8 protein-coding genes are annotated in these 13,295 nt (G+C 67.7%); 5 read left to right on the top strand and 3 right to left on the bottom strand.

The window, feature by feature from the left end; all coding sequences use genetic code 11:
• Window positions 1-58: 58 nt before the first annotated feature.
• The 3 genes from FB548_RS17850 to FB548_RS17840 form a co-directional block, all read right to left on the bottom strand.
• Window positions 59-2,692: a serine/threonine-protein kinase gene (locus tag FB548_RS17850; RefSeq protein WP_185742162.1), complete on the bottom strand. Its 2,634-nt coding sequence runs from the start codon at window positions 2,690-2,692 to the stop codon at window positions 59-61.
• A 70-nt stretch (window positions 2,693-2,762) separates the two neighbouring features.
• Entirely contained in the window at window positions 2,763-3,287 is a 525-nt protein-coding gene (locus tag FB548_RS17845; RefSeq protein WP_142126161.1) for an ECF-type sigma factor, read from the bottom strand.
• 121 nt (window positions 3,288-3,408) lie between these two features.
• Window positions 3,409-4,722 carry an aminotransferase class V-fold PLP-dependent enzyme gene (locus FB548_RS17840; protein ID WP_142126160.1) on the bottom strand — a complete coding sequence of 438 codons (1,314 nt, stop codon included), beginning with the start codon at window positions 4,720-4,722 and terminating at the stop codon, window positions 3,409-3,411.
• A gap of 320 nt (window positions 4,723-5,042) precedes the next feature.
• Here FB548_RS17840 and FB548_RS17835 point away from each other — a divergent pair, with 320 nt between their 5' ends.
• From FB548_RS17835 to FB548_RS17815, 5 genes are all read left to right on the top strand, one after another.
• Window positions 5,043-6,110, top strand: a complete 1,068-nt coding sequence (locus tag FB548_RS17835; RefSeq protein ID WP_142126159.1) for a 3-deoxy-7-phosphoheptulonate synthase — start codon at window positions 5,043-5,045, stop codon at window positions 6,108-6,110.
• 120 nt (window positions 6,111-6,230) lie between these two features.
• On the top strand, window positions 6,231-8,585 hold the full coding sequence (locus FB548_RS17830; protein ID WP_142126158.1) for an EAL domain-containing protein: 2,355 nt from the start codon (window positions 6,231-6,233) through the stop codon (window positions 8,583-8,585).
• A gap of 98 nt (window positions 8,586-8,683) precedes the next feature.
• Window positions 8,684-9,118: a DUF2141 domain-containing protein gene (locus FB548_RS17825; RefSeq protein WP_142126157.1), complete on the top strand. Its 435-nt coding sequence runs from the start codon at window positions 8,684-8,686 to the stop codon at window positions 9,116-9,118.
• 11 nt (window positions 9,119-9,129) lie between these two features.
• A complete protein-coding gene (locus tag FB548_RS17820) occupies window positions 9,130-10,647 on the top strand; it encodes a carotenoid oxygenase family protein (RefSeq protein ID WP_142126156.1) in 1,518 nt (505 codons plus the stop codon).
• Between the two features lie 48 nt (window positions 10,648-10,695).
• Window positions 10,696-12,870, top strand: coding sequence for a hypothetical protein (locus tag FB548_RS17815; RefSeq protein WP_142126155.1), 2,175 nt, complete (start codon window positions 10,696-10,698; stop codon window positions 12,868-12,870).
• The last annotated feature ends 425 nt before the right edge of the window (window positions 12,871-13,295 follow it).

The following is a 13,295-nucleotide window of genomic DNA, read 5'->3' as shown; positions in this document are numbered from 1 at the left end:
GACAAGCGCTTTCCTGCCGTCCTCACTGACACGTCCCGACGATGCGGGGCGAAACGATTCAGGGCGCGTTGGCCATCGTGACGAAGGAGGCGGTCGCCAACGCAATGCGGGCAGGATGGTTTGCAGGAATGTCCATACGGTCCGCAAACGCCAGGCCCTCCCGGCGCGTGCGTGCGGCTGCTTCGGGATGTCCATTGCGCGAATGCAGCTGCGCCAGCGTGGCGTACCACGCGAGCAGGTCGTGCGGGAACGAGCGCGGACGGTCGCTGATCCGCAACGCTTGATCGATCATGGCGATCGCCGCCGCATCCTCCCCCTGCCGCGCATGCGCGAGGGCGCGCACGTACAGTGCGTTCGCCGAAAGGTAGGGCTCTTGTTGTGCGTCGACGCGCCGCTGCAGATCGATCGCGTGTTCCCGCAGGTCATGATCGAGGCCAGCCACCAACTGCAGGCGGAGGACGCGCAGTTCGGCGTCGAGGCGCTGTTCGTGCGTGGGTGGCAGCACTTTGTCCAACTGGGCCCGCGCCTCATCGGCCAATGTGCGGGCACCGGCCAAGTCGCCGCGCAGTTCCTGGATGCGGGACAGCTTCGCCAACGAGAACCCGATGCCCGGCGAGCGCTCGCGGCCGATCGCATGCTCGATGGCCATGGCTTCGCGCAGCAGCGGTTCGGCCTCGTCGAGGCGACCCAGCGCAAGGTACACGCCACCAAGGTTGTGCACCCGCGGCGCGACGTCCGCGTTCGGTCCGCGATAGATGCGGCGCGCGATGCCGACGGCTTCACGGAGCGGAGCCTCGGCTTCCGCCATCTGTCCAGTCGCCATCAGCGCGATGCCGTAGTTGCTGAGGCGTCGCGACGTCTCCGGATGTTCATTGCCGTACGCCGCGCGCGTCAACGCCAGGGCATGCCGTTGCCAGCGCACGGCGTGGCCGGCCTGGTGCGCGCGCGTGTAAGCGGTACCCAGCGCGCCGTAGCTGCGGACCAGGCGGGGATCGCGTGGCGGCAGGCGCGCCTGCTGGATCGTGATAGCGGCCAAGTGGTCGGCGATGGCGGCCTGATGCTCGTCCATCTCGCTGCGCACGATCGCGCGACGGTGGTAGGTGAGGGCGGCGGCGAGCCCCTGCGGATCGACGCTGCGCTGGACCGCGAGCGCTTCGTTCAACAATGCGAGCGCCGCGGGATAGTCCTTCTCGCTGGACGCGAGTTGTCCCTGCTGGCTTAGCGCCATCCCGAGCGCGGCGTGGTCGCGCGCGGGCAGTGCGCGCGCGGTGGCGACGGCGCGCGCCAGCAGCGGTCGTGCGTCGTCGTAGCGCGACATTTCGTCGTAGATGCGCGCGATGACGACCAGCATCTCGACCTGCAACGCTGGCGAGGCCACCAGGTCGGTGCGTGCCCGCTCGGCACCGCGTTCCAGCAGGGTGGCGGTATCCGGCAGCGCGGCGCGCGGGCCTTGGGGTACTTCATTCTCGAACAACTGTACGAGCAGGTCGCGCACGGCATTCGCGCGCTGCGCTTCGTTGCGCGCGCGCCAAGCCTGCTCCTGCGCTTCGGCCGCGGCCACGCGCGCGGTGTGCGCCTGCCAGAGTGCAGCCGACAGGCTGGCGAGCACGGCGACCATCAGCAGGGTGGCGACCGCCACGCCACCGCGATGGCGGCGGGCGAAAAGACGCATGCGATGGAGCAGCGACGGCGACCGCGCGCGGACAGGCTCGTGGCGCAGGTGGCGTTCAAGATCCTCGGACAGATCGCCTGCCGATGCGTAGCGGCGGGCGGGCTCGGCCGCGGTAGCCTTCGACAGGATCGCGCCCAGATCGCCCTTCGGCAACGCATCCTGGTGCGCACTTTCACCGGGGCGCTCGCCGCTCAGCAACTCCCGCATCAGCACGCCCAGCGCGTACACGTCCGTAGCGGTGGTCACGGCAGCGCCGGTGTACTGCTCGGGTGCTGCGTACCCCGGCGTCAGTCCAATGGCGGTTGCGCCTTCGCCGTCGCCGGTGGCGTCGATCAGGCGCGCAACACCGAAATCCAGAAGCCGCGGCGAGTCTTCGGTCGTGACCAGGATATTGGAGGGCTTGAGATCGCAATGGACGACCAGTTGCCGGTGCGCAGCGTCCACCGCGCGGCAGACGTCGCACAGCAGCTGCAGTCGTGCAGTCTGGTCCAGGTTGCGGAGTTCCGCGTGGCGGGTTATCGGCAGGCCATCCACGTGGTCCATGACGAGATAGGGCACGCCTTCGTCGGTGACACCGCCGTCGATCAGGCGCGCGATGGCCGGATGCGTGAGCGCCGCCAGCGTCTGCCGTTCGCGGCGGAACAGCTGCTGCTGCAGTTCGGAATACGGTCCGCGCCGCAGCAGTTTGACCGCGACGCGTTGCTGGAAATCTACATCCTCGCGTTCGGCGAGGAACACCGTGGCCATGCCGCCCTGGCCCAATGGACTGATCAGCCGGAAGGCACCGATGCGCTCGCCGATCCATGCCTGCGGTGGGCGGATGTCTTCCGCCTTCAACGCCTCGATCAGTGCGGCGACGGGTGTGTCGAGCAGGACGGGTTCGGTGCGTGCGTGGGCGGCGAGCAACGCTTCCAGGTGGCGGCGGTCGGTCGGGTCGGGGCAGTGCCGGTCCATCCAGTCGCGCTGTGCCTGCGGGGGCAGGTCCACGACCGCATCGAACGATTGGCGCAGGGAAGGCATGGCGTGTGTCTGCGGGAAAGGGTCTGCCATCAAGCGACTTTCGGGGCTGGACCCTGACACGCCGGCGCGCTTACGCGGCCAGCTGGGCGCCGAGGAATGCCCGGGCGTACTGCCAGTCGCGGTAGACGGTGCGCACGCTCAGCTCGCAGAGCTCGGCGATGCGCTCCAGCGGCAGGCCGGCGAAGTAGTGCAGTTCAACGACTTCGGCGGCACGCGCATCGTCCAGCGCGAGGCGGCGCAGCGCCTGGTCCAGTTCCAATGCGTGTTGCGGATCGATCGTCACTTGGCCGGCCAGCGTATCGCGATAGTCGGTGCGACGCAGGTCGCCACCGTGCTTGATGCGTGCGCGTTCACGCGCGCGGTCGACCAGCATGTGCCGCATGGCGCGCGCCGCATACGCATAGAACTGCCGCGCATGGGTGAACTGGGGCTGCTGGTGGCTCATCTGCAGGTACAGCTCGTGCACCAGCGCCGTGGTGTCCAGCGTGGCGCCATCGCGGGGAAATCGTTGCTTGTGCGCCAGCCGGCGCAACTCTTGGTAAACCTCGCCGAACATGTCGTCCAGCGGGCGGGGGGAAGCGTCGTTCGTGGGCATGACGATCCGGATATGGCGGAGGGACAGCGCGTCGTCGCCTTGCAACGACGGGCAACAGGAACCAACGCGCAAATCCCGGCGCACGGGCCACCGCCCGGCGGATACCGATCGTCGGACACGTTCAGCCAGCGATCGCACGCACCGCGCGCAACGCCTCGTCGACCTCGGCGGGCGTGTTGACCAGACTCGGCGCCAGTCGCGCGTAGCTCACGGCGTAGGGGCTGGTGCTGGCGATGATGCGTCGCGCGAGCAACTGCTTCACGATGTCATTGGGCCGCACACCCTCGATTTCGAACGCGACCAGCCCCGCCGACAACGCTGCGGAGCGAGGCGTGTGCACTTTCACCTTTGGCAGATCGTCCAGGCCCTGCTTCAGTCGATCGTTCAGTGCGGTGATGCGCGCCGCCACGCGCTGGCGCCCCATCTGCCCGTGCATGCGGAACGCGGCCGCCAGCGCCCACTGGTGCTCGAAGGCATGGAACCCGCCGGGCGTCATCCGCGCGGCATTGCACGGGCCGGCCGGTGCCCGGTCTTTGGTCCAGGCGACATAGCTCTCGAGTTCGGTGAAGTTGGGAACCAACGGCTGCAGGCGTGCCCAGTTCGCCGCGTTCGCCCAGACGATCCCGGTGCCGCGTGGCCCGAACATCCACTTGTGCGTGCCGGCACAGAAGTAGTCGGCACCCATGTCGGCGATGGTCTCGTCCGCGGCGCCCAGTCCATGCACGCCATCGACCACCAGCCATGGGGCCTGCGGCAGGCTGCGCAGCATTGCGCTGATCTCGCGGATCGGCAGACGGATGCCGGTGCTGGAATGCACCCACGTCACGCCCACCACCTTCGTCTGCGAGCGGATGGCCGCTTTCAGGTTGCCGACGATCTCGTCAACGCTGGCGTCGTGCGATGTCCGGAACAGGGCCACCTTCCGCGTCGACGCGCCGCAGCGCGCCGTGGCAAGCCGGATCGATTCATGGTGCGAGTAATGGTCGTGCACCGTGGTCAGTACTTCGTCGCCTGCTTTCAGGGGCAGGCCGTGATAGACCAGGGCCAGGCCCTCGGTCGTGCTTCGCGTCGTGCAGACATCCTCGCCTCGACCACCCAGGTAAGCGGCCACCTCCACGCAGACGTGCAGGGGAAGATTGTGCGCGTCGTCCTCGAACATCGCGCGCTCCACGAACAGGAACGGGTTGGCGTCCATGGCGCGCCGGTAGCCTTCCAGCGCTTCACGCACAGGTGCCGGATGACTGGCGATGAAGAACGAGGCGAAGTGGCAGTACGCCGGGTCCAGTGCGAACTGCCCGCGTACCGATTCCCAGGTGGAGAGGTCGGGAAGCGCCGGGGTCTGCGCCGTCACTGCGGCCAGCAGGCGCCCGGGCAGCAACGTGGCAGCGGCGAGCGCGGCGGGCGCCGCGAACAACTGTCGGCGGGTCAGTTCCATGGAACACCTGCGCGGGTGTCGTCTTCGAAGCGGACATGCTGGCAAACGTGGGGCCCGTGGCCGGGCGGCCACGGCAAGTGGGTGGCGGGTCAGCTGGAACGCACTTCACGTTGCAGATGAAACATTCGCCATCGCCGGCATGGCGTGTTATCTCTAGCCGCGAATGAACACCGCCCGTGCCCGCTTCTGGTTTTGGTATTACGGCTTTCCGATGCCAGCGGCGGAGGCGAGGTTGCATTCATTCTAGGCAAGACACCAGAAGAATCCCCTTGAAGCCGCCAGCGAACCTGGCGGCTTTTTTGTTGACCCGGAGAAACCCGATGGCCCCCCATACCGACGACCTGCGCATCCGCAAACTCGATGAGCTGGTGACGCCCGCCGCCGTGATCGGCGAACTGCCCTGCGACGACGCGGTATCGCAGACCGTGTCCGACGCCCGCGGCGCGCTGCACGACATCCTGCACGGACGCGATGATCGCTTGATCGTGGTGATCGGGCCCTGCTCGATCCACGACCCTGTATCCGCGATGGAGTACGCGAATCGACTGAAGCCATTGCGTGACGCGCTGGCCGGCGAGCTGGAGATCGTCATGCGCGTCTACTTCGAAAAGCCGCGCACCACCGTTGGCTGGAAGGGGCTGATCAACGACCCGGCGCTGGATGGCAGCTTCGACATCAACCGCGGCCTGCGCCTGGCGCGCAGGCTGTTGCGCGACATCAACGCGTTGGGGTTGCCGGCAGGGTGCGAATACCTGGACACCATCTCGCCGCAGTACATCAGCGACCTAGTGGCATGGGGCGCGATCGGGGCGCGCACCACCGAAAGCCAGGTGCATCGCGAGATGGCCAGCGGGCTGTCGTGCCCGGTCGGGTTCAAGAACGGCACCGATGGCAACGTGAAGATCGCGGTCGATGCGGTGGGCGCGGCCTCGCATCCGCATCATTTCCTGGCCGTGACGAAGGAAGGGCGTTCGGCCATCGCGGCGACGGCGGGCAACCCGGATTGCCATGTGATCCTGCGCGGCGGGAAAACGCCGAACTTCGATGCCGACAGTATCGAAGCGGCGAGCCAGGTGCTGGCCAAGGCGGGCGTGCCGGCGCGCCTCATGGTCGATGCCAGCCACGCGAACAGCGGCAAGAACCCCGACAACCAGCCATCGGTGATCGACGACATCGCCACGCAGCTGCGGGCAGGTGAAGAGCGCATCGTCGGCGTGATGGTGGAAAGCCATCTGGTGGGCGGGCGGCAGGAACTCGTCGCGGGCAAGCCACTGGTTCATGGGCAAAGCATCACCGATGGATGTTTGGACTGGGAGGCCTCGGTCGACGTGCTGCAGCGGTTGGCGCTGGCGGTGCGGTGCCGGCGCTCGCTGGCCAAGGCGGCGTAACGCAGCGCCTGGAACAGCGTCCTGTCCTGTCCGGTACCGCCGCGGCGATAGGGTCGATGGGGCCTGTCGCCGCAACGCCGGTGTTCGCCGCGTCGTCCGCGGGCCCAGCGGGAGAGGGATATGTCGACGTTGTGGGAGGACGTGCGCAGGTGCTGGGCGCTGCCCGATGCCGATGCGGAAGCGCAGGCGGTGCTGCTGGATCGACAGCTCCGCCATCTGTTCCGGGTGGTTCCTTGGTACGTGGTCTCCAATCTGCTGACCGGCGCGGGGGTGGCTTATGTCATGGCACCGTTTCTTGCCGGACATGCCTGGCAGGCATGGATGCTGTGCCTGCTGGTCACGCATCTCGGATGGGCCGGGCATGCAGTGGGTCGTCTCCGGCGAGTGGATGGCAGCGACAAGGCCGGTTTCACGATCGGTGACCTCAGGCTGTCTGCGTTCTGGTGCGTCCTGTGCGCGTGCGCGTGCGCCGCCGGCCTGTATCTCGCTGCGCCGCTGGCAGCGAGTGACGGTAGTCGCCTGCTGCTGGCCGCGTACACGCCGGGTCTGATTGCCACGGGCGTGCTGGTGGGCATCACGGCGCCGCTGGTGGCGTTCCTGTGGCTGGTCATCCTGACCGTCGCGGCCTGCCTGATGGTGGGCCAGCTGGAATTCATGGCGCAGGGGATGACCATTGCGCAGTTGTGCTGCTACGCCGTGATGCTGACGATTGCCTTGTTGTTCATTTCGCGCACGCTGGTGAGGCGTATCGAGGCCGAGATGGCGGCCGAACAGCAGCAGCAGATCATCGGCCTGTTGCTGCGCGAGTTCGAAAGCAATGCGAACGACTGGCTGTGGGAGAGTGACAGGGAGGGAATGCTCGTCCGCGTGGGGCCTCGACTGGCGCAGGTGCTGGGGCAGGCGGGCGGGAGCCTGGAAGGGCGCGTGCTTCCCGCCCTGTTCGCATCGCGACGGCTGCTGGCGGTGGGCAGCGACCGGCATGTCGGCGTGGATGCATTGCGATCCTGCCTGCAGTCCCCGCAGGCCTTCGCCGGCGTGGTGGTGGAGGCCGTCGTCGGTCGCGAGCCGCGCAGCTGGAGCATCAGTGCTCGGCCGGTGCACACTCAGGCAGGTACCTGGATCGGTTGGCGCGGCGTGGGTTGCGACGTATCCGACGCGCGGCTGCGCGAAGTGGAATCGCTGCAGCGCGAACGGCATCTCCACCACCTCGCCCATCACGATGCGTTGACGGGCCTGCCCAATCGCCGGCAGTTCCTCGCACAGGCGCCCGGGGGCCGCGACGATACCCGTGCGGCGCTGGCCCTGATCGACCTGGACAATTTCAAGAACGTCAATGACAGCCTCGGTCACTTGGTGGGCGACCAGTTGCTGTGCGCCGTTGCGCGGCGCCTGCAGCAGGTGTGCCGTCCGGGCGATGCGCTGGCGCGCCTGGGAGGCGATGAATTCGCCTTGCTGCTGCGGGACCTGCCTACGGCGTCGGCCGCGCATGATGCGCAGCGCTGCCTCGATCATGTGTTGCAGGTCCTGCGCCAGCCGGAGTGGGTCGATGGGTTCAGGATCGATGTCAGGGCGAGCATTGGCGTGGCTCTGTTCCCGGCCTCCGTCGAGCCGCTGGAAGAACTCCTGCGGCGCGCCGACACTGCCCTGTATGTCGCCAAGGGCGAGGGTCGCGATACCGTCCGCCTGTACGAGCCGAGGATGAGCGAGCACGTGTACAAACGCCTGGCGCTGATCAGCGACCTGGCGGCTGCCGCCGACAACGGCCAGCTCGAGATCGACTACATGGCGTTGCACGCTGCCGATACCCTGCAGGTACGTGGTTATGAAGCGCTCGTGCGATGGAGGCACCCGCTGCATGGGCGCATCAGCCCTGCGGATTTCATTCCCGCCGCCGAGGAGTCCGGCCTGATCGTTCCCATCGGCATGTGGGTGCTGGAGCGCGCCTGTCGCGACGCCCTGGCCTGGAGCAGCACCACGTCACTGGCGGTCAACGTGTCTGCCGTCCAGCTGGCATGGCCAGCCTTCGTGCCCTCGGTGCTCGATATCCTGCATCGCGTAGGCTTGCCGGCGGACCGGCTGGAACTGGAGATCACCGAATCTGTGCTCGCGAAGGATCCCGCGTCTGTCCGGCAGGTCCTGGCGCGGCTCAGGGGGGTTGGCATCCGCATCGCTATCGATGATTTCGGCGTGGGCTATTCTTCCATGGCGCAACTGCGCGAGTTGCCGTTCGACCATATCAAGCTCGACCAGTCATTCGCGGCCGGACTGCAGCAGGAGACCCGCGACACCACCAGGTCGATCATCGCGGCGATCATCCAGCTCTCGCATGCCTTGGAACTGTCGGTCACGGCGGAGGGTGTGGAGAACGAGCAACAGCTTGAAGCCCTGCGTGCGCTGGGCTGCATGTCGGTGCAGGGATTCCTGTTGGGTCGGCCGGTGGCGGCGCGGGAGCTTGGGATGGCCATGCAGGAATGAGTGACTTCCGGCAGGTCCGACGGATGACGGGTGGCAACTGACACGGTGCGGGCGCGGCTCGCAGACTGGCGCCACATTCCCCGCCGCCGGAGTCCACCATGGACCGCATCGCCCGACACACGCTCATCTTCGCCACCCTGGTCGCCACCGTTGCCTGCGCGAGCGACGCCTTGGCCGCCGACCTGACCGTCGTGCTGCACGATGTGCGCGCGCAGACCGGTGTAGTGAAGGCGGCCCTGGTCGACTCGTCGGAAGGGTGGGACGGCAACGCGCGGCCGGTACAGGCGACCAGTGCGACGCCTGCCGGTCCGCAAGCCAAGTTTGTTTTCAAGGGCGTCAAACCCGGCACATACGCCGTGATGGTCACGCACGACGAGAACGGCAACGGCAAGCTCGACAGCAACATGATCGGCATGCCGACCGAAGGCTACGGCTTCAGCAACAATCCGCGCGTGATGCGCAAGCCGACGTGGGACGAAGCCCGCTTCGACATCGGCGCGCAGGATGCCGCCATCGACATCGCACTGCACTGAGGCGCGATGCCATGGACCGCCGCCGCTTCCTGCACAACCTCCTGTCCGGCGCCACCGCGCTGGCCGTCGCCCCCGCCTTGCTGCGCGGCCAGGACGCCTTGGCCGGCGATCCTGCCCGCTTCGCCGCCGGCTTGCGCGAACGCCCGTGGCTGGCCGGCTGGAAGTCGGTGCAGTCCGAAACCCTGGGCCCGGAAAACGTGCGGATCGAAGGACGGCTGCCGGCGGGCTTCGGCGGCACGCTGTACCGCAATGGCCCCGCCTGGACCGAGCGCGCGGGCTTCCGCTACGAGCACTGGTTCGATGGTGACGGCATGGTCCACGCATGGCGCTTCAACGGTGATGGCACGCTGACCCACCGCGCGCGCATGGTGGCCACGCCCAAGTTCACCCGCGAACAGGCGGCCGGGCGGTTCCTGTATCCCGTCGCCGGCACATCCGTTCCGGACATGCAGCCGATCCGCAACAACGACGATGCGAACGCGGCCAACACCTCGGTGACGGTGATCAATGGCCGCCTGTTCGCGTTGTGCGAGGCGGGCTCGGCGTTCGAACTGGATCCCGACCAGCTGACCACGCTCGGCCCGGTGACGTGGCGAGCGGACCTGGCGGCGATCCCGTTTTCGGCGCATCCGCTGGTGGACCGCGACGGTTCGGTGTGGAATTTCGGCTCCATCTCGATGATGGGCGGCAATGGCCTGGTGGTGTGGCACATCGGCCGCGACGGTACGCTGGCGTCGGCCGACGTGCTGGAGACACCGGTACCGGGCTATCTGCACAGCTTCGCGATGACCGATCGCCATCTGGTGTTCGTCCTGATCCCGTTCCGCTACCTGGAGGGTGCCGGTGCGTTCTTCGAGCGCCTGCGCTTCCGGCAGGACCAGCCGCTGCGCATCGCCGTCGTGGACAAGCATGCCCCCGCGCAGGCGCGCTGGTTCGAAGCCGACTTCGCGGCGATCTATCACTTCGGCGATGCATACGAGCGCGATGGCCGCATCGTGCTGCGCGCCGTGCAGCATCCGGATGTGGAAGAGGCGCGCTCGCCCTTGAAGGCGGCCATGAACGGCGACGGCGACGTGCATGGCGGAAACGGGCCATTGCGTGAACTCGTGCTCGATCTGCGTCGTGGCGATGCCCGCTGGGAAGAGACGGGCATCGCCGGCATCGAGTTCCCCGTGTTCGATACCCGCACTCGGTCTGCCGGTCCCGCGCGGCTGTACGCGCCCGTGCACGCGAGCGCTTCGGTTGCGCCGTACTTCAATGGCGTCGGCGCTTTCGATGTAGCGCGTGACCGGCGCCAGGTACATGACTACGGTCGCGATGTGCTGGTGGAAGAGCACTTGTTCGTGCCGCGTCCCGGCAGCACGCGCCCCGACGATGGCTGGCTGGTCGGCACGCTGCTGGACGCCGCGCGCGGTCGCAGCGGCATCGCGGTGCTCGACGCGGGCCGCGTGGAAGCGGGTCCTGTTGCCCAGGCGTGGCTGCCGTACACCGTGCCGCTGGGCTTCCATGGTCACTTCGCCGCCGCTTGATCCCATGCGGCTGTTCTTGCCGGGACGTGGATGCGGCATCCTGTGCGGATGGAAAGGACCTCCCTTCGTGGCACACCCCTGCGCTGGCTGCGGCGAGGGCTGCTGGCCCTCGTCGCCCTTTATGTGCTCTATCTGCTCGCAGGCAACGTGTTCCTCAATACGCCGCTGGGCGAAGCCACCCTGAACCGCAAACCGGAACGTTTCCGGATGCAATGGGCGTCCGGCAGTACCTGGTGGCCGGGGCGGGTCAGCCTGACCGATGTCACCCTCCAGGGTCAGGCGCGGCGCATCGCCTGGGACGCACACGCCACACGCGTGGAGGGCCGCATCGCGTTGTGGCCACTGCTTTCGCGACGGCTGCATGTGCCCGAGGTGCGCGCGGACCAGGTCCATGGCGGGGTCCGGCGTGTGGCAAGCGAGTTGGCGCCGCCACCGCCGCGGGCGGGCGGTTGGGAACTCCAGTTCGACCGCATCGCCAGCGATTCGGTCCGCCGTGGCGCATTCGATGCCTGGGTGCTCGAAGGCGAAGGCCACGCGCAGGTCGGGTTCTACAAGCAGTTGCGCGGTGGACCGATGGAACTGATGCCGTCGACATTCGACATGACCGGCGCCCGGGTGACGCGCGAGGGCGCCGAGGTGCTGCGCGAGACGACCCTGCATGCCGGTTTCGCCCTTGATCGCCATCGGCGCGAGCAGGCCGCCGGGCTCGACAAGCTGCTCAAGACGCGGCTGAACCTGCGGCTTGGCGGTCGCACGTCAGGATTGAACGTGGCCGTCAGTCCGCGGGGAGAGATTGCGGTCAAGCTGGTGCCGGGCGAGGGCAGGGCGGACATCGCCCTGGCCTTCGAACGTGGCGTGCTCGCGCCGGGTGGCCGCGCGCAATGGACGATGGCCGTCGCCGGCAACGACATCACGGGCGCGGTGCGCCACGACATCCTGGGCGTCGATGTGGCGGTGGACCAGGACATCGCGATAAAGGCGACGGTGCCGCCGCAGGCCGATGGCAGGCTGGCGGTGGAGGCGGATATGCGCCTGCGTGGTCGACGCGTGCCTTTGCGCGACTTCGCCAGTGTCCTGCCGCGCGCATCCGGACGTGTGGCCGGGACCTGGCATTTCGGTTCGCTGCGCTGGTTGTCCGGGCTTTTCCCGCAGGCGCCATGGCTGAAGCTCGATGGTGCCGGTGCGATCAGTGCCGACGTGCAGGTGGTGGACGGCAGACTCGCGCCGGGCAGTAGCATCGAGGTGCCGGGCGTGGACGCGGTCGTCGACGTGATGGGCAATCGCATCCGTGGACGCGGCCGCGCGGACATCCGGCTTGACGCCGGCGCTGGCGGCGAACTGCTGCCGCGGCTCGAGGCGGTGATGGAGACGTTCGACGTCGCGGCAGTGAAAGTACCGGGCAAGCCGTACGTGCGCGGACGCAACCTGCGCCTGTCGGTGAATGCGGACGATGGCACGCGCATGCGCGAGACGCTGAAGGCGCGTGTAGTGTTCGACGATGCCACGGTGCCTGACCTGCGCGTCTACAACCCGTTCCTGCCGCGGCGTCACATGCGGTTCGACGGTGGTGCCGGCTACCTCAGTGGTGACGTGTCGCTGGATGCCGCCGGTGAGGTGGGGCATGGGTCGCTGCGTATCGCCGGGCGGGGCACGCGCATGTTTCTTGCCGGCATCCAACTGCGGGGCGATGTCGATCTGGCGTTGCGCCTGCGCCGGGCCGATCTGAAGCGCCATCTGTTCGTGGCCGACGGCAGCACGCTGCAGGTGCGTAACGTCAGCTTCCGTGAACCCGATGGCGGGACCCGCACAGGGTGGTGGGCCCGCGCGACGCTGGGGCGCGCGCGGCTGGACATCGATCGTCCGCTCAGTGCGGGCGGACTTGCCGACGTGACGATGAAGGACGTGGGCTTCCTGCTGGCCCTGTTCTCCCGCAAGAAGGAGTATCCGGCCTGGGTCTACAGACTGGTCGATTCGGGGCAGGCGCACGTCGATGGGCGCGTGCAGTGGCAGGACGATGTGCTGGTGCTGGATCGCCTGCAGGCACGCAATGACCGCTACGAAATGCGTGCGCGGATGCGGCTGCAGGGGCCCCGGCGGCAGGGCGACCTCTACGCCAAGTGGCGGGCGTTGAGCGTCGGCGTGGAACTGCAGGGTGCGCAACGCAAGTTCCACCTCGTCAGGGCCCGGGCCTGGTACGACGGCCGCCGCCACTATCTGGAGTAGCCAGGCTGCGCGGTCGTTGCGCGCCCGGAAAGAGGGTCGCCTGTTCAGGTAAAGACGATGAAGAGCGTAACCGGGATTCCGAGAGGGCGGCCCCGAATTGGTCTGATATCGGTAACACGCAGCAGTGGCGCGGGTTTGGCGTCCATTCATATTTGTGACATGACGTGGGCGCGCGCTGAACTCCCCGGTTCTGTTTTGCAGTGCAGCGTGCAAGACGCGTAACGGACCCTTCACGATGGCTCCGCATCCCGACGTGGGGGAGGGAGCAAGCCCGCAGTGGCCTAGCCATTGCGGGCTTTTTTGTGCCTGTTGCGCAGGCATCAAGGACCGGGGCGGGCTGCACACTGCTGGCCCAGGCGCTGCGCCGTCACAACGCCGGTTCGCTGCCTGCCGTGATTCAGAGGCGGTTGTCCCAGCGCGATTCC

Origin of the sequence: Pseudoxanthomonas sp. 3HH-4 (assembly GCF_006716465.1) — a bacterium.
Taxonomy (GTDB): domain Bacteria; phylum Pseudomonadota; class Gammaproteobacteria; order Xanthomonadales; family Xanthomonadaceae; genus Pseudoxanthomonas_A.
The sequence above is the reverse complement of the archived record's forward strand: the minus strand, read 5'-3'. Positions and strand labels throughout refer to the sequence as shown.